The sequence below is a fragment of the Streptomyces sp. NPDC046261 genome (assembly GCF_040646235.1).
Classification (GTDB): domain Bacteria; phylum Actinomycetota; class Actinomycetes; order Streptomycetales; family Streptomycetaceae; genus Streptomyces.
In genome coordinates, this window is record NZ_JBEYZU010000006.1 from 216,165 (window position 1) to 239,773 (window position 23,609).

The window sequence follows — 23,609 nt, forward strand, 5'->3', positions numbered from 1 at the left end:
AAATGTCCCCCCATGCGGAAGAGCCCCTCCGCGGGTTCACGGAGGGGCTCTCTCGGCTGTGCCCCCGGGCAGATTCGAACTGCCGACACCCGCTTTAGGAGAGCGGTGCTCTATCCCCTGAGCTACGGAGGCGGGGCAGCCGTCAGTGTAGCGGGTGCCCTGCCCGCGGGGGCAGGGCGGCGGGTGACGGTGACACGCCAGGCGCCGGTCGGGGTGCGGTGCAGGACGTCGATGGTGACGCCCGCGGCGGTGCAGCGCTGGCCGGTGCGGTAGGGGGCGTCGGTGAGGGAGGCGGTGACGTTGGGGTCCTTGGTGTAGCAGCCGGCGCTGGCGGGAGTGGCGTCGGAGGCGCGGACGGGGCCGGAGCCCGAGGGGAGGTCGGTGGCGACGGAGGTGACCAGGACGCCGGGGCGGCAGACGGCGTGGTCGAGGCGGCCCGGGGCGCGGGCCTCGAGGGTGATGGCGCGGGTGCGCGAGAGCGGGACGACGACCAGCTTCACGCCGCCCGGGACCGAGGTGGGCGTCAGGGTGAAGGTGCGCACGCCCAGGCCGGGCAGGCAGCGGACCTGGGAGGGGGCCAGCCAGCCCAGCTTCCACTTGTGCCAGGCGAGGAAGTCGTTGGAGGGGCCCCAGTCCTCGTCCATCGGGTCCCAGTGGCCCACGGGCGTGGTCACCGCACGGCCGCGGCCCGCGTAGTAGAGGTCGGGCAGGCCGAAGCTGTGGGCGTTCTCGTGGCTGAGGACGCGGAAGGGGCTGTCGCCGGTCTGGCGGCTCCAGATGAAGGAGACGTTCTTGACGGGGACGCCGTCGCCGGTGTTCAGGCCCGTGGACGCGCCGGCGAAGGTGACCGAGCGGACGTCCTGGGTCGCGGGCGGGCCCGCGTTGGGGGTGGCCAGGACGTTGATGAGGTCGTAGCGGCGGAAGTCGACCAGGTGGTCGGCGGCGTCGAGGATCTCCCGGGTGATGGCGTGGTAGCCGTCGCCCCGCGGGTCGAAGGCGGCGCCGCGCCGGATGCCGTACGAGCGGTACGGGCGCGCCATGCGGATCCAGCGGTGCAGGGGAGTGGAGCGGTAGTCGAGGCGCCCGTAGGAACTGGCGCGGTAGTAGTTGGGGACGGCCGGGAAGAACTCGGCGTAGCGCTGGCGCGTGGAGATGCGGGCGGGGGCGTCGGGGAAGTCGATGAAGAAGGTGACCGCCCGTACCGTGCCGCTGGACCGGGCGTAGCCGCGCGGGGTGCGGGCGCCCTCGGAGACGTTGGCGGTCAGGGTGCGCAGGGCGCAGGGGCCGGAGGGGGCCCGGCCGGCGAGGCGGAGGTCCGGGGGCGGCCCGGCGGCGTGGGCGGCCTCGGCGTCCCCGGCCTGCGAGGGCGGCGCGGGCGAGGTGAGCACCAGTGCCGTGGCCGCCACGGCCGCGATGGCCAGGGGTTTCATGCCGGTCACCTCCAGGGCGGGCGGCCGCCTGCCCCGGGCCGCGCGTTGTGTTCACCCTGTTCCCGGCCGGCGCGGGTACGCGCCCTGGACTGCGGCAGATGGAGGCGTCGGCTCCCACGTCCGGCGGTGTGAGTCGGTTCACACGCGGACGCGAAATTTCCGGGGAGGTTCTCCCCGTTTAACTGAGCGTCGCTGTCAAACGGGGAGCGGATCCCCGCTTATCCCTTCCTCAGGGAAAGGAGCGCCGGCCATGCCAGACGCGCCGCAGCCCCGCCTCCGCGCCGACGCCCTGCGCAACCGCGAGCGGATCGTCGCGGCTGCCCGTGAGGCGTTGGTCGAACACGGGGCCGAATCCTCGCTCGATGAAATCGCTCGACGCGCCGGGGTCGGCAATGCCACGCTGTACCGGCACTTCGCGGACCGCCGCGAGCTGATCCATCACGTCACCCTCTCCGTCATGGCCCGCATCGCGGACCGGGCCGAGACGGCACGAGCCGAGGAGCACGATGCTTTCCTGGCGCTGAGGCGCTTTGTCCATGCCGCGGCGGACGAGCGGATCGGGGCGCTCTGCCCCCTGCTCGCCGACGGCATCGACAAGGACCACCCCGACCATGTCGAGGCACGCGACCGGCTGGAAAGCGCGATCGAGGCGTTGATGGCCGCCGCCCGTGATGCCGGACAACTGCGCTCCGACATCGCCATCGGTGACCTGATGGTGGCCATCACCCAGCTCACCAGGCCGCTGCCGGACACCGGCTGCATGGACTTCGACCAGTTCGTGCACCGGCACCTCCAGCTGTTCCTGGACGGCCTGATGACGCCCGCCCGGTCACAACTTCCCGGATCGCCCGCGACTTTGGAGGACCTGCGCCGCAAGTTCCCGTCCTCCACCCACGACTTGTCCCACCGGTAGTTCCACCGCCCTTCGCTAGGTAGGCCCACGCATGCCCGATCTGACCACGCAACCCGACCCCAGGCGCTGGAAAGCGCTCATATTCATCGCCCTGGCCCAGCTCATGGTCGTGCTCGACGCGACCATCGTGAACATCGCGCTCCCCTCGGCCCAGACCGACCTCGGCATCTCGGACGGCAACCGGCAGTGGGTCATCACGGCCTACGCCCTCGCCTTCGGCGGCCTGCTGCTCTTCGGCGGCCGCGTGTCCGACCTGTGGGGCCGCAAGCGCGCGTTCGTCATCGGCCTGATCGGCTTCGCGGCCGCCTCCGCCCTCGGCGGCGCCGCGGTCAACACCGGCATGCTGCTGGGCGCCCGCGCCCTGCAGGGCGTCTTCGGCGCGCTGCTCGCGCCGGCGGCGCTCTCGCTGCTCGCCGTGCTGTTCACCGAGGCCAAGGAGCGCGCCAAGGCGTTCGGCATCTTCGGTGCGATCGCCGGTGCCGGCGGTGGCGTCGGCCTCATCCTCGGCGGCCTGTTCACCGAGTACCTCAACTGGCGCTGGACGTTCTTCGTGAACATCCCCTTCGCCGTCGTCGCCGCGATCGGCGCCATCGCCGTGATCCACGAGCCGGCCGAGGGCCGCAACCCCTCGAAGCTGGACGTCCCCGGCGTCATCCTGGCCACCCTCGGCCTGGTCTCGCTCGTCTACGGCTTCACCCGCGCCGAGTCCGACGGCTGGACGGCGGGCGCCACCATCGGCCTGTTCATCGCCTCGGCCGTGCTGCTGGCCGCGTTCGTGGTCGTCGAGAAGAAGGTCAAGGCCCCGCTGCTGCCGCTGCGCGTGCTCACCGACCGCAACCGCGGCGGCGTCTACGTCTCCCTGGGCCTGGCCGCCATCGCGATGTTCGGCCTGTTCCTCTTCCTGACCTTCTACCTGCAGGTCGTCCGCGGCTACTCGCCGGTCAAGACCGGTCTGGCGTTCCTGCCGATGATCGCCACGATGATCGCCGGTTCCACGCAGATCGGCACCCGGCTGATGACGCGCGTCCCGGCGCGCTGGCTGATGGGCCCCGGCTTCCTGCTCGCCGCCGTCGGCATGGTGCTGCTCACCCAGATCGACCTGGACACCTCGTACACCTTCGTGGTGCTGCCCGGTCTGCTGCTGATGGGCCTCGGCATGGGTACGGCCTTCATGCCGGCCATGAGCCTGTCCACCTACGGCGTCCAGGCCCGTGACGCCGGTGTCGCCTCGGCGATGGTCAACACCTCGCAGCAGGTCGGCGGCGCCATCGGCACCGCGCTGCTCAACACCATCGCCGCCAGCGCCACCACGGACTACTTCAAGTCCCACATGGCGCCCGGTGCCAACCAGAAGGTGCTCACCTTCCAGTCGATGGTGCACGGCTACTCCACCGCCGTGTGGTGGGCGGTCGGCATCCTGGCGCTGGCCGCGCTGATCGCGGTCGTCTTCGTCAACGCCGGTCACCAGGGCGGCCCGGCCGCCGCCTCCGGCGACGGCGAGAGCGCCGAGGACTTCGTCCCGGTGATGGCCCACTGAGGCAGCGGCCGCGGCCGGATCACCCGTAGGGGTGCCGGTCCGTTCCCCGAAGGCCCCCGCCGGTGACGGCGGGGGCCTTCGCGCGTCCGTGGGCGGGCGGCCCGGCGCTCAGCGCAGCCAGGGCAGGTCCGCGCCGGCCGGCTGCAGGCCCGTCGCGATGATGCGGCAGGCCTCGCCGAACTGGGCGGCCTGCTCCGGGGTGAGACGGTCGAAGATCGCCGCGCGGACGGCCGCCACATGGCCCGGCGCGGACCTGCGCAGCATCTCGAATCCCTCGTCCGTGAGGACGGCCAGCTGTCCGCGCTTGTCGGAGGGGCACTCCTCGCGCCGCACCCAGCCGTTCTTCTCCAGCCGGGCGATGGCGTGGGAGAGCCGGGACCGGGTGATCTTCACGTGCTGGGCGAGCTCGGTCATCCGCAGCCGGCGGCGCGGCGCCTCGGAGAGCTGCACCAGCAGCCCGTAGTAGATGTGCGGCATGCCGGCGTCGCGTTGCAACTGCCGGTCGAGATGGTCCTCCAGGAGGGTGTAGGCGTGCAGGTATGCCTGCCAGGTGTCCTGTTCGCTCTCGGTGAGCCAGCGGGGTTCGGCAGCGGCCTCCCGGGCCTCCGCGGCTACCGCGCTCTCCGCGGGTCGGTTCGTCATGACATCCACTGTTCCACCCGTCGGTTCTCGCACGTCCACAAGGCCAATGCTTGAAGTCTAAATAAGTCGCGGTTAAGGTCGGTGTCGAGCATAAAGCTTGAGAGTTCAAGCAATGCGCGATACCCCGTACCTCGAGGAGGCCCCCGATGCAGGTCACCGGCGCCCCGGCCGACGGGCGCATGCCCGCCCTCTACCTCTCGCACGGCGCTCCGCCGCTGGCGGACGATCCCCTGTGGCCCGGCCAGCTCGCCGCCTGGGCCGCGGACCTGCCCCGCCCCTCCGCGATCCTGATGGTCTCCGCCCACTGGGAGGAGGTCCCGCTCGCCCTGGGCGCCACCGAGGCGGTCCCGCTCGTGTACGACTTCTGGGGCTTCCCCGAGCGCTACTACCAGGTGCGGTACCCGGCCCCGGGCGCCCCCGGCCTGGCCGAACGGGTGCGCAAGACGCTGCGGGGCGCGGGCACGCCCGTGCAGGACATGCCCGGCCGGGGGCTCGACCACGGCGCGTACGTGCCCCTCGCGGAGATGTACCCCGGGGCGGACATCCCCGTCCTGCAGATGTCGCTGCCCACCCTCGACCCGCGGCGGCTGCTGGAGATCGGGCGCAAGCTCGCGCCGCTGCGGGACGAGGGCGTGCTGATCGTCGGCAGCGGCTTCTTCACCCACAACCTGGCCGCCCTGCGCCACACGGGGCCCCAGCCGCCCGCCTGGTCGGCCGAGTTCGACGCCTGGGGGCGCGAGGCGCTCGAGGGACAGGACGTCGACGCGCTGCTGGACTTCGGGAACAAGGCCCCGGCGGCCCACCTGGCTCACCCCCGCACCGAGCACTTCGCGCCGCTCTTCGTCACCCTGGGGGCGGCCGAGGGAGAGCTGGGCAGCCGGCGCAGCGTCATCGACGGCTTCTGGGGCGGTCTGGCGAAGCGCTCGGTGCAGTTCGGGTAGGGGCCTCTCCCGCCTCTTTCGCAAGTGCCTGCATCTGCCATGCAGTTCACGCTAGGCGGGTGGGCGCGCATGCGGAACCGTCCATGGTCCTACGACCGGTCCCGGGCGCGGGGGTCAGTGTTCGTGCCAGTAGAAGACGTAGTACGCCACCAGGCCCATGCACAGGCCGAAGACGAGCCCCATCCCGGCAGAGCGCAGCACCGAGACCTCCGTCAGGCTGCGCAGGAAGCCGATGCTCGCGCCGAAGAGCGCACCGTACGCGACCGCCCGCACCTCCGTGATCATCCTGTCGCGCCCGCGGATCAGCGCGTAGCCCAGGCCCATGGAGACGACGGCCGCCGCGAGCCCCAGCAGCCAGCCGTGCAGCTGGGAGAAGCCGTTGTCGTGGGAGAGGAAGACGGTGTACAGGCCGAGGACGACGCCGCCGGTGACGGGGACGGCCCAGGTCCAGCGCTCGGCGCGCTCGCCGACGTGGACGTGGCCGGTACGGGGGACGGGGCCGGGGCCCTCGTGGGCGTGGTGCCGCCCGGGCAGGATCGAGTGCGTGGGCATGGCGAGGCTCCTCTCACTCACCCCCCGTCCCACCAGGTCACACCCACCCCGGACCCCGGGCAACTCGATCAGCGGACCGGGCGGCGGCCCGCCCACTCATGCCTGGCCGAGCCTGCGCTCGTAGCGCGTCACGTCCCAGTACCGGCCGAACTTCCGCCCCACCTCGCGGTACGTCCCCACGACCGAGAAGCCGAAGCGCCGGTGCAGCCGGTCCGAGGCCGGGTTCGGCTCGGTCACGCCCGCGTACGCGCGGTGGACGTCCTCGGTGGCCAGCGCCTCGAAGAGCGCCTCGTACAGCAGCGTGCCGATGCCCCGTCCGGCCGCCCCGGGCGCGCAGTACACGCTGACCTCGACGGAGGTGCTGTAGGCGGCCTTGGCCTGAAAGGGGCTGCTGGTGGCGTACCCCAGAATCCGGCTTTCCGGGCCTTCCGTGGCAACCAGAAGCCGGTGCGGGCCGTCTTCGGAGTAGGAGAGCAGCCACCGGCGGCGCTCCTGCGGGGTGAACGGGGTGACGTCGAATGTGATGGCCGTCTCACGGACGTAGTGGTTGTAGAGCTCCGTGAGGGCCCCGAGGTCGGCTTCGGTACCCGGCCTGACCTGCACTTCCCCTGGCTGTGACGGCATACGGCCCTCCTCTGTGGCCGGACAGGGTACTGCATGATCACAAAAAAGAAGACGCATCAGGGGAATTCTGTCCGGATTCCGGCCGTTCTTTACTTCGGATGGGGCGCCCGCCCGGGTGTCCGGTCCGTCCCGCGACCGTCTCATCGCAAGGGAGCACGCATGGCAACCCGTGCCGTCGCCCGTCGTCAGACCTCCTCCACCAAGGGCGCTGACGAGGCAAGCAGTGTTCGCGCCACAGGCGGGGAGATCGCCGATCGCGACCTGGTCGGCATGTACCTCGACGAGATCGCGCGCACGCCCCTGCTCGACGCCGCCAAGGAAGTCGAGCTGTCGCAGACCATCGAGGCGGGCGTCTACGCCCAGCAGATACTCGACGGTCTCGAGGACGGTGGCGCCAAGGCCGGCGAGGCCTCCCGCGAGGAGCTCGAGGCGATAGCCGCCGAAGGCGCCCGGGCCAAGGACGTCTTCATCAAGTCCAACCTGCGCCTGGTCGTCGCCGTCGCCCGCCGCTACCCGCGCAGCGGCCTGCCGCTTCTGGACCTGATCCAGGAGGGCAACGCGGGCCTGGTGCGCGCGGTGGAGAAGTTCGACTACACCAAGGGATTCAAGTTCTCCACGTACGCGACGTGGTGGATCCGCCAGGCCATCACGCGCTCGATCGCCGACCAGTCCCGGACGATCCGGCTCCCCGTCCACCTGGTGGAGGAGCTCGGCCGCATCCGGCGGGTGCAGCGCGAGTTCAACCGGGAGCACGGCCGCGAGCCCGAGCACGCGGAGATCGCCGCCGAGCTGGACACCACGCCCGAGCGCGTCGGTGACGTGCTCGACTGGGCCCGTGACCCGGTGAGCCTGAACATGCACGTGGACGACGAGGGCGAGACCCAGTTCGGTGACCTGCTGGAGGACACCTCCGCCGTGTCGCCGGAGCAGTCGGTCATCGCGCTGCTGCGCAGCGAGGAGCTGGAGGGGCTCATCGGGCGCCTGGACCACCGCACCGCCTCGATCATCAAGGCGCGCTACGGCATCGAGGACGGGCGCGAGCGCACGCTCACCGAGGTCGGCAAGCAGCACGGCCTCACGCGCGAGCGCATCCGGCAGATCGAGAAGCACGCGCTGCTGGAGCTGAAGAAGATGGCCCACGACACCGGATTCGACGCAGCGGCTTAGACGCGGCGCCTCAGGCTTAGACGCGGCGCCTCAATTGGGCATAACCTAGTCATAACCCCCTAGAGCGGGCCCCGGCGCACTCCCCCCCTTGCGCCGGGGCCCTTCCCCTTTCCCGGCCCTGCGGCGCGGCTGATGCGGGCGCCCAGCTCGACCAGGTGCTCGACCAGCTCCGGCGGCTCGTGCGCCTCGAACTCGCAGTCCACGAGTGCCAGCCGGAAGGCCACCCACTCCAGCGAGTCGGACGTGGTGACGTCCAGCCGGCAGGTGTCGTCGTCGATCCGCGCCGGCGTGCCGAGCCAGTGCGGCAGCCGGGAGGCGACGAACTCCGCCGGGGCCCGGAACGTCGTCACGACCCGGTACGTGGGCTGGAGCCGGGCCATGGACCCCTTCAGGAACTCCCTCGCGTCCGCCACCGGCAGCTCGCGCGGGGTGAAGCGCGCGCCCGTGGCGAACGGCTCGCTCACCCGGTCGACGCGGAACGTGCGCCAGTCGCCACGGTCGATGTCATAGGCGACCAGGTACCAGCGGCGCCCGGTGCTGATCAGCCGGTGCGGCTCCACCAGGCGCTTCATCCGCGTGCCGTCGCCCTTGCGGTAGGCGAACCGCAGCCGCTCGTTGCCCGTGGCGGCCGAGGCCATGACGGTCAGGGTGTGGGGGTCGACGGTCGCGCCGTCGCCGCCGGCCAGGGGCACCATCGCCGTCTGCAGCGCGGAGACCCGGTGCCGCAGCCGGGACGGAAGCACCTGCTCCAGCTTGGCCAGGGCCCGTACGGACGCCTCCTCGATGCCCTCCACGGCATGGCCCGCGCCCGCCCGCAGGCCGACCGCGATGGCGACCGCCTCCTCGTCGTCCAGGACGAGCGGGGGCAGGGCGGCTCCGGCCGCCAGCCGGTACCCACCGTCCGCTCCCATCGTTGCCTGTACGGGGTAGCCGAGGTCGCGGAGCCGCTCGATGTCCCGCCGGATCGTGCGCGGACTGACACCGAGCCGCTCGGCGAGCTCGCTGCCGGGCCATTCGCGAGGTGTCTGGAGGAGCGACAGAAGATTCAGCAGCCGTGCCGGGGTGTCGGTCATGACCTCAGATTGCCAGCGATCTAGGACACATCCTGACCTATACGCGGGTTAGCTTCTGGGACGACCCCGGCGAACCGTCAGGAAGGCAGTACCCCTGTGACCACCACAGCGACCACCGATCCGCCCCTCGAGGGCGCCGCCGACCGCCGCCGCTGGCTGGCGCTCGCCGTGGTGATGACCGCGTCGTTCATGGACCTCGTCGACGTCACCATCGTCAACATCGCCATGCCGAGCATCCAGAAGGACATCGGCGCCTCCTTCAGCGTCCTGCAGTGGATCACCGAGGGCTACGCGCTCGCGTTCGCGGCCGGACTGATCACGGGCGGGCGGCTCGGTGACATATACGGGCGCAGACGGGTCTTCCTCCTGGGCATGAGCGGCTTCACCCTCGCCTCGATGCTCTGCGGCATCGCCGGCGACCCGCACCTGCTCGTCGCCGCCCGCGTCCTGCAGGGCGCGACGGCGGCCCTGATGGTGCCGCAGGTCCTGGCCATCGTCCACGCCACCTTCCCCGCGCACGAGCGCGGCAAGGTCTTCGGCATGTTCGGCGCGATCGTGGGCCTGGGGGCCGTCTCGGGACCGATCCTGGGCGCCCTGCTCACGCAGTGGAACCTCTTCGGGCTGGAGTGGCGGCCCATCTTCCTGGTCAACCTGCCGGTGGGCATCGCGGGCCTGATCCTCGGACGCAGGTACATCTCCGAGTCCAAGGCGCCGCAGGCCCTGAAGCTGGACCTGGTGGGCGTCGTGCTGGCGACGGGCGGCGTGCTGATGCTGCTCTACCCGCTGACGCAGGGCCGCGAGCACGGCTGGCCGCTGTGGGGCAACCTGTGCATGGCGGGCAGCGTGCTCGTCTTCGCCCTCTTCGTCCTCTACGAGCGCCACAAGACCCGCAAGGACGGCTCGCCGCTGGTCGAGCTGTCGCTGTTCCGGGTCAAGAGCTTCGCCGCCGGTATCGGCGTGGAGGTCGCCTTCGGCATCGCCTGCGGCATCTTCTTCCTGATCTGGACCCTCTACATGCAGATCGGTCTGGGCTGGAGCCCGCTGCGCGCCGGCCTGACCGGTATCCCGTTCTCCATCGGAGTGTCGGTGGCCGCCGGCATCTCGGTGCAGAAGCTCGTACCGCGCTTCGGGCGCAAGGTCCTGCAGGCGGGTGCGGTCGCGATGATGGCCGGCGTCATGCTCTACATCTGGGAGTCCCACCACTTCGGCACGGACATCCAGCCCTGGCAGATGGCGCTTCCGCTGACCGTCATGGGCATCGGCATGGGCCTGATCGTCGCGCCGCTGACCGAGACGGTCATCGCCAAGGTGCCCCACGAGCACTCCGGTTCCGCCTCCGGGCTCATAAACACCACGCAGCAGCTCGGCAACGCGGTCGGCCTCGGCCTGGTGTCGGTCGCCTTCTTCAACGTGCTGGACGAGCGCGCCGTCGCCCAGGGCCGCGCCGGAGAGGCATTCGGAGAAGCGTTCCGCCACGGCATGTGGTGGGTCGCCGGAGTGCTCGCCGTGGTGCTGGCGCTGATGTTCGCCCTGCCGCGCACCTCCGCCGCCCCGGCCCCGGCCGCCGAGACCGACGCGCCCTCGGAGCCGGCCAAGGAGCCCGCGGAGCCCGCCGCCGCGCACTGACCCGCCCCGGTCCTCACCTCTCTCCCGTCGGCCCCCGCCTGTACTCCAGGCGGGGGCCGACGGCCGTGTGCGGCACCTCGCGTCCGCCGCCCACGACGCGCGGCGTACGGGGGCAGCGGTGACAATCGCCCTATGAGCGAGGACTCGTCCCCCGCCCGGCCACCCTCCGGCCTGCTGCGCCGGATGACCGAGCGCGGCCGCGACGAGGAGCACCGGGCGGCGACACCGCTGGAGCTCTTCTTCGACCTGTGTTTCGTGGTCGCGGTGGCGCAGGCGGGCAGGCAGCTGGTGCACGCGCTGGCCGAGGGACATCCGGGCCATGGCATCCCCGGCTATCTGATGATGTTCTTCGCCATCTGGTGGGCCTGGGTCAACTTCACCTGGTTCTCCTCCGCCTACGACACGGACGACGTGCTGTACCGCGGGGTGACGCTGGTGCAGATCGCCGGCGTGCTGATCCTGGCGGCGGGCATCCCCCGGGCGTTCAACGACAGCGACTTCTCCCTGGTCTGGTTCGGCTATCTGGTCATGCGGCTGGCGCTGGTCTCCCAGTGGCTGCGCGCCGCGCACGCCTCCACCGGCGCGGAGCGAAGAACCGCGTCGCGGTACGCCATCGGCGTCGGCCTCTGCCAGGTCGGCTGGCTGGGTCTGCTCCTGCTGCCCGACCACGCCAAGCCATGGGTCTTCCTCACGATGGCGCTGGTGGAGATGGCGGTGCCCGCGGTCGCCGAGCACAGCCGGCCGACCGCCTGGCACCCGCACCACATCGCCGAGCGCTACGGCCTGTTCACCATCATCGTGCTCGGCGAGACGGTCGCGGCCGCCACGGCGGCCGTCCAGTCGGCGGGCGACGAGCAGGAGGCACTGGACGCCCTGCTGCCGATCGCCGCGGGCGGTCTGCTGCTCATCTTCGCCGCCTACTGGATCTACTTCGCCGTGCCCATCCACCTCCACCTCGCCTCCAACCGCCAGGCGTTCCTGTGGGGTTACGGCCACTACCTGATCTACGGTTCGGCCGCCGCCATCGGCGCGGGCATCGAGGTGGCGGTCGAGCAGGCCATCGGTAAGGCCCACATCAACTCCTTCGCCGCGGCGGCCTGTGTCACCGTCCCCGCCGCGCTGTTCATGTTCTGCGTCTGGCTCATCCACTCCCGCCACCACAAGCGGGGCCCGGCCCAGCAGTCGGTCCTGCCGCTCGCCGCCGTGGCCGTGCTCGCCTGCACCTTCGCGGGCGGTGCGGCGGCGGTGCTGCTGGCCGGGCTGGTGGGGGCGCTGACGGTGGCCGTGGGCGTCACGCTCGCGGCGAGACGCCAGGAAGGCGGAGAAGGGTCTCAACAGGCGGGCGGCGGTGCGTGATACGCATGACGGATGACTGATGCTCGTAAGCCGATGGATGCGCTGACGGATGTGGCCGGACTGCGGGTGGGGCATGCGCAGCGGATCGGGGGAGGGGCGCTGACCGGGACCACCGTGGTGCTCACCGAGCCCGGCGGGGCGGTCGCGGCCGTGGACGTACGGGGCGGCGGACCCGGCACGCGCGAGACGGACGCGCTGGACCCGCGCAACCTCGTGCAGCGCGTCGAGGCGATCGTGCTCACCGGCGGCAGCGCCTTCGGGCTGGATGCCGCGTCCGGCGTGATGGCCTGGCTGGAGGACGGGGGCCGCGGCTTCCGGGTGGGCCCGGACCCCGCGCAGGTGGTGCCCGTCGTACCGGCGGCCGCGCTGTTCGACCTGGGCCGTGGCGGCGACTGGCGGGCCCGTCCGGACGCCGCGCTCGGCCGCGAGGCGGCCGAAGCGGCGGCCCGTACGCCCTCCGGCGCCCCCGTGGCCCAGGGCAACGTCGGCGCCGGCACGGGAGCGGTGGCCGGCGGCCTCAAGGGAGGCATCGGCACCGCCAGCGTCGTGCTGCCCTCGGGCGTGACCGTCGCGGCTCTGGCCGCCGTCAACGCGGCCGGTGCCGTGGCCGACCCGGCGACGGGCGTGCTCTACGGGCGCCTGTACGAGGGCGGCCCCGTCGCCTACCCGGACCCGGAACGTCACCATGCGGCCCGGCAGGCCCTCGACGCCGCCCGCCAGGAGTCGGCCGAGCGCTGGGCCGGATCCGTGCGGCCTCCGCTGAACACCACCATCGCCGTCGTCGCCACCGACGCCGCCCTCACCCGCGCCCAGGCGCACAAGCTCGCCGGCACCGCCCACGACGGCCTGGCCCGCGCGGTCCGCCCCGTCCACCTGCTGACCGACGGCGACACCGTCTTCGCGCTGACCACGGGCCAGCACCCGCTGCCGGAGGAGGACCACCTCCCCGGCAGTGCCGACTTCGCGGCGGGAGCCGTCAACGAGATCCTGGCCGCCGGCGCGGACGTGCTGACCCGCTCGGTGGTCAAGGCGCTGCTGGCAGCCCGGAGCGTCGACGGCCCCGGCGGCGTCTTCCCCTCCTACCGGGAGCTTTACGAGGACTGAGCCGCGGAGGAAGACGAGGGCGGAAGCCAGAGCGGAAGCGAGGACGGAAGCAAGGGTGGATGCGCGGGCCGGGCCCAGGGTCGGCCCCAGGGCCCGGCCCAAGGCCGGCCCCAGGGCCGCGGCGAAGGCCGTGGGTCCCGGCGCGCCCGTACCCTGGAGGCATGAGTACCGCCCCCGAACCCCGCGCGCCCCGGCCCACCCCGGCCGCCGCACTGATCTTCGACGATCCGCTGTCGCAGCAGTCCTCGGACGACACGGACCGCGGCTGGGGCGACCGCCCGGGCCGGAGCGACGGCGACGGCGCCGCCGACCTGGCCCGGTTCCTGGACGAGAAGCCGCCCCACCACCTCTGAGGCGGGCTAGCGCGGCGCCGGCACGGAATCCGAGCCGGGGCCGCGGCGCTGCTCGATCAAGGTGTCCCGGATCTGGGCCAGCAGCTCGATCTCGGTCGGCTCGGCGGGCTTGTTCTCCGCCGGCGCCTTGGCCGCCTGGCGGTCCTGCCAGCGCTTCATCGGCAGCAGCATCAGGAAGTACACGACCGCCGCCGTGATCACGAAGGTGAGCGTGGCGCTGAGCACCGCGCCCCACTGGATGTAGACGCCCTTGGTCACCTCGCCCGTCGCGGCGCGGGCGCAGGGGCCCTTGAGGCAGGCCGCGTAGTGGTCGAGGTCCTTCGTGCCGAAGGCGCCGACCAAGGGGTTGATGACTCCCTTGACCACAGAGTTCACGATGTTGGTGAACGCCGCACCGATGACGACGGCGACCGCGAGGTCTACCACGTTGCCCCGCATCAGGAATGCCTTGAAGCCTCCAAGGACCCCCGTCTTCTTCTCGCTCACCGAACAGCCTCTCTCTGTGCGCACCTGTGACGGAATGGTTGATTCCATAACATACGAGAGAATCCGGCCGCCCTGTCCACTCGCGAGACACGATCAGCCCACCTGCCAGTGGGCCAGTACGGACGAGCCCAGCGCCGCCACCCCGGCGACCGCCACCGCCACCACCCCGGCCGCGGCGGGCCCCCACCGCCTGCGACCGTAGCGCCCGCGCCGCCCCACCCGCACCGGCGCGAACATCGGCACCCGGCACCCCGGAGGAGCCCAGGAGGGCGAGGAAGAGCCACCGGAGTGCGCGGAGAAGGGGGCCGGGGACGTCGTAGGGAAAGGCACAGCAACCACCGCCTGTCGTGAGGAAGCCCGATCCGGACGCCCCTCACGATCCCCGCTTCGGCCGCATCTCGCCGGGCCCTGTGGACGAACCCCGCAATGTGGAAAACCCCGTCGCCCGCACGGGTGATGCGTCAGCGACGGGGCACGACAGCGTCGGTGTTGCTACGGCAGATGCCGGCTACGGCAGCGTGATCCCCAGGTCCCAGCCGTCATGGGCACGCGTGCACAGACAGGACCGGTCCGCCGTCTTCGGCAGCGCGCCCACGGCGTCGAAGAGCACCTCGCGCAGCCGGTCCACGTTCTCCCCGAAGACCCGCAGGACATCCTCGTGCGAGACACCCTCGCCCGTCTCGGCCCCCGCGTCGAGGTCCGTGACCAGCGACATCGAGGTGTAGCAGAGCCCCAGCTCGCGGGCCAGCACGGCTTCCGGGTGCCCGGTCATGCCGACCACCGACCAGCCCTGGGCCGCGTGCCACCGCGACTCGGCCCGGGTCGAGAAGCGGGGCCCCTCGATGACGACCATCGTGCCGCCGTCCACCGGCTCCCAGCCGCGCCCGCGCGCCGCCGCCACGGCCACCGCGCGCCCGGCGGGGCAGTACGGGTCGGCGAAGGTCATGTGCACGACCTTCGGCACGGTGCCGTCCGCCAGGGGCTCCCCGTCGAAGAAAGTCTGCGCGCGGGACTTCGTGCGGTCCACCAGCTGGTCCGGGACGAGCAGCGTCCCCGGCCCGTACTCCTCCCGCAGACCGCCCACGGCGCACGGGCCCAGCACCTGCCGCACGCCGACCGAGCGCAGCGCCCAGAGATTGGCCCGGTAGTTGATGCGGTGCGGCGGCAGCCGGTGGTCGCGGCCGTGGCGCGGCAGGAAGGCGACCTTGCGGCCGGCCAGTTCGCCGAGGAAGAGCGAGTCGCTCGGTGAACCGTAGGGAGTCTTCACGGTGATCTCGCTCACATCGTCGAGGAAGGAGTAGAACCCCGACCCGCCGATGACGCCTATCTCCGCCATTCCTGCCGTTTCCGCTGGCGCTGCTGCGCTGATCATGTCGGCCATGCGTGTCACCCTAACCGCCGCGCTCCGGCAGGCGGAGGGTCCGGCGGAGGGCCCGCACGACGAAGCCCGCCGCCTCGCGGGGAGGTGGCGGGCTTCAGTGCGTACGGGGGCGCGTCAGGCGGCCGAGCTGCTGCTCGTGCTCGACGACGACGTGCTCGCGGAGCTCGCGGTGCTGGAGGAGCCGCTGGAGGCGGACGACGTCGAGGACGAGGCGGCCGACGTGGAAGACGTCGACTTCGCCGCCGGGCTGCTGCTGGACGACGAGCCGCGGCTGTCGTTCCGGTAGAAGCCGGAGCCCTTGAAGACGATGCCGACCGCAGAGAACACCTTCTTCAGGCGTCCGTCGCACTGCGGGCATACGGTCAAGGCGTCATCGGTGAACTTCTGCACCGCCTCGAGGCCTTCGCCGCACTCGGTGCACTGGTACTGGTAAGTCGGCACTTGCTCCTCCTGGCACTCTCACTCGTTGAGTGCTAACGACGATCCATAGTGCAGTATTCCGGTCCGTCAGTCCACCGAGACGGGCTCACGGTGACCCACCCCACGTGCCGCGACGACCGATTCGCCCTTCGGGGTGAGTGCCCGTCGCAGTGCCAGCAGGACCACCAGGGCCAGGACCGTACCGCCCATCGGCACCAGGAAACCGGTGCTCGCGCTGTGGGCGTCGATCAGCCGGCCGCCCACGGTGGCGCCGGCCGCCTGGCCCAGGCCGACCGCGCCGGTCAGCCAGGTGAACGCCTCCGTACGGGCGCCCGCCGGGACCAGCTTCTCGACCAGCGTGTAGCCGGTGATCAGGGCGGGCGCGATGCACAGGCCGACGATCAGGCCCAGGCCGCCCAGCAGCGGCAGCGCGTGCGCCGCCCACAGCGGGGTGGTGGCCAGGGCCAACAGCGGGTAGGCGATCAGCAGCCGGCGCTGCGGGCTGCTGCGCCAGGCGACGGCACCGCAGACGATGCCCGCGATCATGTTTCCGGCCGCGAAGACGCCGTACATCAGACCGTTCAGGCCCGGCTCGCCCAGTTCCTTGGTGAAGGCGGTCATCGACACCTGCATGCCGCCGAAGACCGTGCCGATGCCGAGCATGGAGATCGCCAGGACGCGCACGCCCGGCACGGACAGCGCCGAGACGCGCTTGCCGCCGTCGGCCGCGGCGCCCGCCGCGCCCCGGCTGGGTTCGGGCTGGGTGCGCCGCTGGGCGGCGAAGACCAGACCGCCGACCAGGGTCAGCGCGGCCTCCGCGATCAGACCGGCGGCCGGGTGGACGCCGGCGCACAGCGCGGTGGCCAGCACCGGGCCGATCACGAACGTGAACTCGTCGGTGACGGACTCGAAGGCCGCCGCCGTGGACATCAGCGGCGAGCCCTCGAGCTTGTTCGCCCAGCGGGCCCGCACCATCGGGCCGATCTGCGGGGTCGACGCGCCGGCCGGCACGGCCGCCGCGAGCAGCGCCCACAGGGGCGCGTCCGACAGGGCGAGCACCGTCAGCAGCGAGATCGCGGCGGCGTGCACGACGACGCCGGGGATCAGCACCGCGGCCTGCCCGAAGCGGTCCGCGAGCTTGCCGCTCTGCGGGGCGAACAGGGCCATGGCCACGCCCGCCGTCGCGGAGACGGTGCCGGCGGTGCCGTACGAGCCGGTGGTGTGGTTGACCAGCAGCAGGATGCCGATGGTCAGCATCGCGAAGGGCTGCCGGGCCAGGAAGCCGGGGAGCAGGAACGACAGCGCGCCGCGCGTGCGCAGCAGGCTGCCGTACCCGGGGCGTGCCCCGGCGGTGTCGTTGACCGTGGATGCCACGGCCGGGCCTTTCCGCCGCCTGGTAGCACGCCCCGACGGGATCGCCGCACGGAGCGCGCCGAGAGCTGTCCTCTCGCGCAGGACCGTGGTAGATGCCTATCCGGCCGCCTTGTGACGCGCGACCGCGGCCGCCGTGCGGTCGCGCCAGCCCTGCATCAGGCAGAGTTGGTTCGGTTTGTTCGGTAAGGGTGCGTAAACGAACGCTACGTAGCGGAAATCCTCACTACATGAGCGAATAGCTTACTTAACCTACTTCCTCTTTACCAGACCCCACTTTGCCTTCCGCTTTGCGGAAGCATCCAAAGCTGCCCCGGCTCCGGCCGTGCCCGTGCCCAGCCAGCCCGCGAGCTTGCCGCCCTCGCCCACCGAGCGCAGCCGCCGCTCGGTGGCGTCGCGCACCGGATCGGTGGCCACCACCAGCAGCTCGTCGCCGCGGCGCAGGACGGTCGTGGGCCCCGGTACGAAGCTGGTGCCGTCCCGGACGACCAGGGTGACGGCGGCCCCCGCGGGCAGCCGCAGCTCGGAGACCTCCACGCCGTGCATCTTCGAGCCGTCGGGGATCGCGACGGACAGCAGGTGCCCGCGCAGCCGCTCCAGCGGCGCCGACTCGATGCCCAGGTCCTCCGGCTCGTTCTCGCCCAGCCGCAGATGCCGGGCCAGCCAGGGCAGGGTCGGGCCCTGCACCAGGGTGTAGACGATCACCAGGATGAAGACGACGTTGAAGATGCGGCGGCTGTCGGAGACTCCGGCCACCATGGGGATGGTGGCGAGCACGATGGGCACCGCGCCGCGCAGCCCGGCCCAGGACAGCAGCGTCTTCGCCTGCCAGGACGTCCGGAAGGGCGCCAGGCTCAGGAACACCGACACCGGCCGGGCGATCATGGTCAGCACCAGCCCCACCACCAGCGCCGGCATGATGTCGTCGCCCAGCTCGTGCGGGGTGACCAGCAGGCCGAGCAGGACGAACATGCCGATCTGCGCGATCCAGCCCAGCCCCTCCGCGAAGCCGCGGGTGGCCGGCCAGTGCGGCAGCTTGGCGTTGCCGAGGATGAGCGAGGCGAGGTAGACGGCCAGGAAGCCGGAGCCGTGGGCCAGCGCGCCGGCCGCGTAGGCGGTGACGGCGATGGCCATCACGGCGATCGGGTACAGGCCGGAGGCGGGCAGGGCCACGTGCCGCAGCCCGTAGGCGCCCAGCCAGCCGATCGCGAGGCCGCAGGCGGCGCCGATGGCCAGCTCCAGCGCGATCCTGCCCAGCAGCATGTACCAGTCGTCGACCGGGCCCGCGGCCGAGAAGGCGACGACGAGGATGACGACGGGGGCGTCGTTGAAGCCGGACTCGGCCTCCAGGACACCGGTGAGCCGGCTGGGCAGCGGAATGTTGCGCAGGACGGAGAAGACGGCCGCCGCGTCCGTGGAGGAGACCACGGCGCCGATGATCAGGGCGTGCCGCCACTCGACGCCGGCCAGATAGTGCGCGGCGGCGGCGGTGACGCCCACGCTGACCGCGACACCGAAGGTGGAGAGCACGGCGGCGGCCGGCAGGGCCGGTTTGATTTCCTGCCACTTCGTGCCGAGACCGCCCTCGGCGAGGATGACGACCAGTGCGGCGTAACCGATGACCTGGGTGAGCCCGACGTCATTGAAGGAGACGCCGATGCCGTCCTGGCCGATGGCGACGCCGATGCCCAGATAGATGAGCAGGCTGGGGAGCCCGCTGCGCGAGGAGACCCGTACCGCCGCCACCGCGACGAGAAGAACGAGCGAGCAGATCAGCAGGAGTTCGTTGAGGTGGTGGACAGTCAGGGGGCGGTCCCTTCACGAGGTCTTCCACGGGCGTCGTGCGTCGGTGTCTTCACGGTATGACCGAAACGTTCCTCCTGACTTATGGCGAGAGGCCGGCGGCTCCGGCGGCAGCCCTGCGGGCACGGCCGGACGGCCGGTCAGCCGACGAGAAGTTAATTTCCTCATCTAATATTTTACGGGTTCTTGACGCCGCATCGTCGCGCCGGTGGCTCTGCACGGCACCGCGTCCGGGCGCCCGCCGCCCTGCGCCTATGGTTGCTTCCAGCATTCCAGGACCACCCTGCCCCTCTAAGGACAGCGATGCCCGCCAACAAGACCGGCCCCGCCAAGAAGAAGAAGGGGCGACGCGCCCGCCTGCTCGTGATCACCCTCGTGCTGCTGCTCGTGGCGGGCGTCGCCTACGGCTCGTACTGGAGCGTCAGCACCGTCCGCGCCTCCTTCCCGGAGACGGAAGGCACCCTGCAGCTCAAGGGCCTCTCCGGAGAGGTGAAGGTCGCGCGTGACAAGAACGGCATTCCGCAGGTGTACGCGGACAGTGCCGAGGACCTCTTCCGCGCCCAGGGCTTCGTGCAGGCGCAGGACCGGTTCTGGGAGATGGACGTCCGCAGGCACCTGACGGCCGGACGGCTCTCCGAGATGTTCGGCTCCGGCCAGGTGGAGACCGACGCGTTCCTGCGGACCATGGGCTGGCGCAAGGTCGCACAGCAGGAGTACGACTCCAAGCTGTCGGCGACCACCAAGAAGTACCTGCAGGCGTACTCCGACGGAGTCAACGCCTACCTGAAGGACCACAAGGGCAAGAAGCTGTCCGTCGAGTACGCGGCCCTGGAGTTCGAGAACGACTACACGCCCGAGCCCTGGAGCCCGGTCGACTCCGTCGCCTGGCTCAAGGCCATGGCCTGGGACCTGCGCGGCAACCTGCAGGACGAGATCGACCGGTCGCTCGCCGCCTCCCGCCTGAGCCCCCAGCAGATCGAGGAGCTCTACCCGGCGTACCCGTACGACCGGAACAAGCCGATCGTCGAGGGCGGCGCCGTCGACTCCACCGGCAAGACCTACGACCCCAAGGGCGCCGCGGGAGCCGCCCAGCCGGGCACCGGCACCGCCGCGGGCCCCGCGACGGGCGGCGCGGGAGCCGCCGGCGGCCTGCGCACCAGCCTGGCCTCGCTCTCGAGCACCCTGGAGAAGGTCCCGGCGCTGCTGGGCCCCAGCGGCAACGGCATCGGATCCAACTCCTGGGTCGTCTCCGGTCAGTACACGACCACCGGCAAGCCGCTGCTGGCGAACGACCCGCACCTCGCGCCGCAGATGCCCTCGCTCTGGTACCAGATGGGCCTGCACTGCAACAAGACCAGCGCGCAGTGCCCGTTCGACGTGGCCGGCTACACCTTCTCCGGCATGCCGGGCGTGGTCATCGGCCACAACCAGGACATCGCCTGGGGCATGACCAACCTCGGCGCCGACGTCTCCGACCTGTACCTGGAGAAGGTCACCGCCGACTCCTACCTCTACGACGGCAAGCAGCAGCCCTTCACCATCCGCAAGGAGACCATCAAGGTCGCGGGCGAGAAGAGCCGTGAGATCACCGTCCGCGAGACCAACAACGGCCCGATCGTCTCCGACCGCAACGACGAGCTCGTCAAGGTCGGCGAGAAGGCGCCCGTGAAGGACCCGGCGCCGGACCGCGGCGAGGGCTACGCGGTCGCGCTGCGCTGGACGGCGCTGGACGCCGGCAAGACCATGGACGGCCTCTTCGCGCTGAACCAGGCGAACGACTTCGGCTCCTTCCGCAAGGCCGCGGCCGACTTCGAGGTGCCCGCGCAGAACCTGATCTACGCCGACACCAAGGGCAACATCGGCTACCAGGCCCCCGGCCGCATCCCGGTCCGCGGCAAGGCCGCCAAGGGCGAGGAGCCGGCCGGCCGGACCGGCACCGGCAACACCCCGAAGATCGACGTCAACGGCGACGGCAAGGTCGACGCCAAGGACGAGGCGGCCAGGGCGGACGGCAGGACGGACGGCAAGAACGAGGCCGCCCCCGTCGCAGACGGCCGCTACCCGGCCCCCGGCTGGGACCCCGCCTACCAGTGGACCGACTTCGTGCCGCAGTCCGCGATGCCCTGGGACTACAACCCCAAGCGCGGCTACATCGTCACCGCCAACCAGGCCGTCGCCGACAAGAAGTACCCCTACCTCCTGACGCAGGACTGGGGCTACGGCGCCCGCAGCCAGCGGATCAACGACCTCATCGAGTCGAAGATCAAGGACGGCGGGAAGATCTCGACCGACGACATGCGGAAGATGCAGCTGGACAACAGCAGCGAGATCGCCAAGCTGCTCACGCCCTACCTGCTCAAGATCGACGTCAAGGGCGCCAACGAGCGCGAGACGAAGTACGTCCGCGAGGCGCAGAAGCTGCTGGAGGACTGGGACTACAACCAGGAGGCCGACTCGGCGGCCGCCGCGTACTTCAACGCGGTCTGGCGCAACACCCTCAAGCTGGCCTTCGGCAACAAGCTCCCCAAGGAGCTGCGGGTCAAGGACCAGTGCCTGCGGGTGCGCCCGGCCGACGGCTCCCGCCCCCAGGAGGACCTGGACGGCACCACCCGCCTGGTCGTGGAGTGCGGCGAGCGCGAGCCCGACAACGCCCAGCCCGACGGTGGCGACCGCTGGTTCGAGGTCGTCCGCGGCATCCTCGAAAAGCCCGAGAACGCGTGGTGGAAGACCAACGGCACCCGCGCCAACCCGGACGAGCGCACCCGTAACCGCGACGAGCTGCTGGCCCGCGCGATGAAGGACGCCCGCTGGGAGCTGACCTCCAAGCTCGGCAAGGACGTCACGCAGTGGAGCTGGGGCCGTCTGCACCAGCTGACGCTGAAGAACCAGACGCTCGGCAAGGAGGGCCCGGGCATCGTCAAGTGGATGCTCAACCGCGGGCCCTGGAACCTCGCCGGCGGCGAGGCGGCCGTCAACGCCGCCGGCTGGAACGCGGCGGGTGGCTACGACGTGATCTGGGTGCCGTCCATGCGGATGGTCGTCAACCTCGGCGACCTCGACAAGTCCCGCTGGATCAACCTCACCGGCGCCTCGGGCCACGCCTACAACGCCCACTACTACGACCAGACCGACAAGTGGGCCAAGGGCGAGCTGCTCCCCTGGGCCTACAGCGCGGACGCGGTCAAGAAGGCGGCGGAGGCGACGCTGACGCTCAAGCCGTAACCGGCCCCTACGGCCGGAAGCGGCGCACCCCGCCAGGGGTGACCACCGCGTGCACGGGGTGGTCGTGCGGTTCCTCCGGGACCCGCGCGACCACCTCGTCGTCGTAGAGGAGCACCACCCGCGCCGGGTCGGCCCCGGCCCGGTCCAGGCGGGCCAGCACCCGGTCGTACGAGCCGCCCCCGCGCCCCAGCCGCAGCCCGCGCCCGTCGACGGCCAGCCCCGGCAGCAGGACGGCGTCGGCCCGCGTCACGGCGTCGGGGCCCAGCCGCTCGCCGTCGGGCTCCAGCAGGCCCTTGGTGGCCCGTACGAGGTGGTCGGCGCCCCGGTAGAGCCCCCAGTCGAGATCGTTGTCGGGGAGCAGCACCGGCAGCAGGACCCGCACGCCCCGCGCGCGCAGCGCGTCCAGCAGTGCGCGGGTGCCCGGCTCGCCGCCGACCGAGACGTAGGCGGCCACCGTCCCCGCCCCCGCCAGCTCCGGCAGCTCCAGCGCCCGCCGCCCCAGCGCGGCCTCCGCCGCCCGGATGTCATCCTTGGTCAACCCCGCCCTCACCGCCAGGAGGGCCCGCCGCAAGGCGGCTTTGCTACGGTCGGCGGGGCCGGGTGCGCCGGCGGACTGGATCATTGTTCGTACAAACTCCTTGTCTCGGGTCATACTCGGCGGAGTCACATCTTCCGCTCAATCTCAACGGATAGTGTTCGGCCCATGACTCAATCCCGCCCTCGGATCAGCAAGGCTGTCATCCCAGCCGCCGGGCTCGGAACGCGTTTTCTCCCCGCCACCAAGGCCACGCCCAAGGAGATGCTGCCGGTCGTCGACAAGCCGGCGATCCAGTACGTGGTCGAGGAGGCGGCCCACGCGGGGCTGTCGGACGTCCTCATGATCACCGGCCGCAACAAGCGCCCGCTGGAGGATCACTTCGACCGCAATTACGAGCTGGAAGAGGCCCTGCGCCGCAAGGGCGACGACTCCCGGCTGGCCAAGGTCCAGGAGTCCAGCGACCTGGCCACCATGCACTACGTCCGCCAGGGCGACCCCCGGGGCCTGGGCCACGCCGTGCTGTGCGCGGCCCCGCACGTCGGCGACGAACCCTTCGCGGTGCTGCTCGGCGACGACCTGATCGACTCCCGCGACCCGCTGCTCTCCCACATGGTCGAGATCCAGCGCAAGCACGGCGGCAGCGTGATCGCGCTCATGGAGGTCGAGCACGCCCAGATCGGCCTCTACGGCTGCGCGGCGGTCAAGCCCACCGACACCGACGGCGTCGTCCAGGTCACCGGCCTGGTCGAGAAGCCCGACCCCGACGAGGCGCCCAGCAACTACGCCGTGATCGGCCGCTACGTCCTCGACCCGGCGATCTTCGACGTGCTGCGCGAGACCGAGCCCGGCCGCGGCGGCGAGATCCAGCTCACCGACGCCCTCCAGGCCCTCGCCGCCGAACCCGGCCTCGGCGGCCCCGTGCACGGCGTGGTCTTCAAGGGCCGCCGCTATGACACCGGGGACCGTGGTGACTATCTGCGTGCCATTGTCAGACTGGCATGCGAACGTGAAGACCTGGGCCCCGACTTCCGGGCCTGGCTTCGAAGTTACGTCACCGAGGAGATGTAGCG

22 protein-coding genes and 1 tRNA gene are annotated in these 23,609 nt (G+C 71.5%); 10 read left to right on the forward strand and 13 right to left on the reverse strand.

Features of this window, described 5'->3' with window-relative positions:
- Positions 1 to 59 precede the first annotated feature (59 nt).
- Positions 60 to 132, reverse strand: a tRNA-Arg gene (locus tag ABZ956_RS14285).
- Positions 123 to 1,430 (reverse strand): M6 family metalloprotease domain-containing protein, encoded by a 1,308-nt coding sequence (locus ABZ956_RS14290; protein WP_361891983.1) that lies wholly within the window; start codon positions 1,428 to 1,430, stop codon positions 123 to 125. The genes ABZ956_RS14285 and ABZ956_RS14290 overlap by 10 nt, the downstream gene beginning before the upstream one ends.
- A 250-nt stretch (positions 1,431 to 1,680) precedes the next feature.
- Between ABZ956_RS14290 and ABZ956_RS14295 the strand changes: the two genes are divergently transcribed.
- On the forward strand, positions 1,681 to 2,343 hold the full coding sequence (locus ABZ956_RS14295) for a helix-turn-helix domain-containing protein (protein WP_361891986.1): 663 nt from the start codon (positions 1,681 to 1,683) through the stop codon (positions 2,341 to 2,343).
- Positions 2,344 to 2,374: 31 nt separating this feature from the next.
- Complete coding sequence (locus ABZ956_RS14300) at positions 2,375 to 3,880, forward strand: MFS transporter (protein ID WP_361891989.1); 1,506 nt, start codon at positions 2,375 to 2,377, stop codon at positions 3,878 to 3,880.
- 108 nt (positions 3,881 to 3,988) lie between these two features.
- Here ABZ956_RS14300 and ABZ956_RS14305 read toward each other — a convergent pair whose 3' ends face one another.
- Positions 3,989 to 4,522: a MarR family transcriptional regulator gene (locus tag ABZ956_RS14305; RefSeq protein ID WP_361891992.1), complete on the reverse strand. Its 534-nt coding sequence runs from the start codon at positions 4,520 to 4,522 to the stop codon at positions 3,989 to 3,991.
- A gap of 146 nt (positions 4,523 to 4,668) precedes the next feature.
- On the opposite strand from ABZ956_RS14305, the gene ABZ956_RS14310 reads away from it, so the two are divergent.
- Positions 4,669 to 5,463 carry a class III extradiol ring-cleavage dioxygenase gene (locus ABZ956_RS14310; protein ID WP_361891995.1) on the forward strand — a complete coding sequence of 265 codons (795 nt, stop codon included), beginning with the start codon at positions 4,669 to 4,671 and terminating at the stop codon, positions 5,461 to 5,463.
- A gap of 114 nt (positions 5,464 to 5,577) precedes the next feature.
- Here the strand turns inward: ABZ956_RS14310 and ABZ956_RS14315 are convergent, their stop codons facing one another.
- Both ABZ956_RS14315 and ABZ956_RS14320 read right to left on the reverse strand, forming a co-directional pair.
- On the reverse strand, positions 5,578 to 6,015 hold the full coding sequence (locus ABZ956_RS14315) for a hypothetical protein (RefSeq protein WP_361891998.1): 438 nt from the start codon (positions 6,013 to 6,015) through the stop codon (positions 5,578 to 5,580).
- Between the two features lie 96 nt (positions 6,016 to 6,111).
- Complete coding sequence (locus tag ABZ956_RS14320; RefSeq protein ID WP_361892001.1) at positions 6,112 to 6,639, reverse strand: N-acetyltransferase family protein; 528 nt, start codon at positions 6,637 to 6,639, stop codon at positions 6,112 to 6,114.
- Positions 6,640 to 6,798: 159 nt separating this feature from the next.
- Here ABZ956_RS14320 and ABZ956_RS14325 point away from each other — a divergent pair, with 159 nt between their 5' ends.
- On the forward strand, positions 6,799 to 7,806 hold the full coding sequence (locus ABZ956_RS14325; protein ID WP_361892004.1) for a sigma-70 family RNA polymerase sigma factor: 1,008 nt from the start codon (positions 6,799 to 6,801) through the stop codon (positions 7,804 to 7,806).
- A 59-nt stretch (positions 7,807 to 7,865) separates the two neighbouring features.
- Here the strand turns inward: ABZ956_RS14325 and ABZ956_RS14330 are convergent, their stop codons facing one another.
- Positions 7,866 to 8,879 (reverse strand): YafY family protein, encoded by a 1,014-nt coding sequence (locus ABZ956_RS14330; RefSeq protein WP_361892007.1) that lies wholly within the window; start codon positions 8,877 to 8,879, stop codon positions 7,866 to 7,868.
- Positions 8,880 to 8,975: 96 nt separating this feature from the next.
- Between ABZ956_RS14330 and ABZ956_RS14335 the strand changes: the two genes are divergently transcribed.
- From ABZ956_RS14335 to ABZ956_RS14350, 4 genes are all read left to right on the forward strand, one after another.
- The gene (locus ABZ956_RS14335; RefSeq protein WP_361892010.1) at positions 8,976 to 10,505 is read left to right on the forward strand and encodes an MFS transporter; all 1,530 of its coding nucleotides are present in this window, start codon (positions 8,976 to 8,978) and stop codon (positions 10,503 to 10,505) included.
- Positions 10,506 to 10,637: 132 nt separating this feature from the next.
- Positions 10,638 to 11,861, forward strand: a complete 1,224-nt coding sequence (locus tag ABZ956_RS14340; protein WP_361892013.1) for a low temperature requirement protein A — start codon at positions 10,638 to 10,640, stop codon at positions 11,859 to 11,861.
- Between the two features lie 12 nt (positions 11,862 to 11,873).
- The gene (locus ABZ956_RS14345; protein ID WP_361892016.1) at positions 11,874 to 12,965 is read left to right on the forward strand and encodes a P1 family peptidase; all 1,092 of its coding nucleotides are present in this window, start codon (positions 11,874 to 11,876) and stop codon (positions 12,963 to 12,965) included.
- A 161-nt stretch (positions 12,966 to 13,126) separates the two neighbouring features.
- A complete protein-coding gene (locus tag ABZ956_RS14350) occupies positions 13,127 to 13,318 on the forward strand; it encodes a hypothetical protein (RefSeq protein WP_361892019.1) in 192 nt (63 codons plus the stop codon).
- A gap of 6 nt (positions 13,319 to 13,324) precedes the next feature.
- On the opposite strand, the gene mscL is transcribed toward ABZ956_RS14350, so the two are convergent.
- The 6 genes from mscL to ABZ956_RS14380 all read right to left on the reverse strand — a co-directional run bounded on the left by mscL (position 13,325) and on the right by ABZ956_RS14380 (position 18,782).
- Entirely contained in the window at positions 13,325 to 13,804 is a 480-nt protein-coding gene (gene mscL, locus ABZ956_RS14355; protein ID WP_361892022.1) for a large conductance mechanosensitive channel protein MscL, read from the reverse strand.
- A gap of 93 nt (positions 13,805 to 13,897) precedes the next feature.
- The gene (locus ABZ956_RS14360; protein WP_361892025.1) at positions 13,898 to 14,041 is read right to left on the reverse strand and encodes a hypothetical protein; all 144 of its coding nucleotides are present in this window, start codon (positions 14,039 to 14,041) and stop codon (positions 13,898 to 13,900) included.
- 271 nt (positions 14,042 to 14,312) lie between these two features.
- Complete coding sequence (locus ABZ956_RS14365; protein WP_361892028.1) at positions 14,313 to 15,185, reverse strand: S-methyl-5'-thioadenosine phosphorylase; 873 nt, start codon at positions 15,183 to 15,185, stop codon at positions 14,313 to 14,315.
- A 114-nt stretch (positions 15,186 to 15,299) separates the two neighbouring features.
- A complete protein-coding gene (locus ABZ956_RS14370; RefSeq protein WP_361892030.1) occupies positions 15,300 to 15,626 on the reverse strand; it encodes an FmdB family zinc ribbon protein in 327 nt (108 codons plus the stop codon).
- Between the two features lie 66 nt (positions 15,627 to 15,692).
- Entirely contained in the window at positions 15,693 to 16,979 is a 1,287-nt protein-coding gene (locus ABZ956_RS14375; protein ID WP_361892033.1) for an MFS transporter, read from the reverse strand.
- 249 nt (positions 16,980 to 17,228) lie between these two features.
- Complete coding sequence (locus tag ABZ956_RS14380; RefSeq protein ID WP_361892465.1) at positions 17,229 to 18,782, reverse strand: potassium/proton antiporter; 1,554 nt, start codon at positions 18,780 to 18,782, stop codon at positions 17,229 to 17,231.
- Positions 18,783 to 19,082: 300 nt separating this feature from the next.
- Between ABZ956_RS14380 and ABZ956_RS14385 the strand changes: the two genes are divergently transcribed.
- Entirely contained in the window at positions 19,083 to 22,001 is a 2,919-nt protein-coding gene (locus ABZ956_RS14385) for a penicillin acylase family protein (protein WP_361892035.1), read from the forward strand.
- 7 nt (positions 22,002 to 22,008) lie between these two features.
- Here the strand turns inward: ABZ956_RS14385 and ABZ956_RS14390 are convergent, their stop codons facing one another.
- Entirely contained in the window at positions 22,009 to 22,623 is a 615-nt protein-coding gene (locus ABZ956_RS14390; RefSeq protein ID WP_361892038.1) for a 5-formyltetrahydrofolate cyclo-ligase, read from the reverse strand.
- A gap of 81 nt (positions 22,624 to 22,704) precedes the next feature.
- Here ABZ956_RS14390 and galU point away from each other — a divergent pair, with 81 nt between their 5' ends.
- The gene (gene galU, locus ABZ956_RS14395) at positions 22,705 to 23,607 is read left to right on the forward strand and encodes a UTP--glucose-1-phosphate uridylyltransferase GalU (protein WP_361892040.1); all 903 of its coding nucleotides are present in this window, start codon (positions 22,705 to 22,707) and stop codon (positions 23,605 to 23,607) included.
- The last annotated feature ends 2 nt before the right edge of the window (positions 23,608 to 23,609 follow it).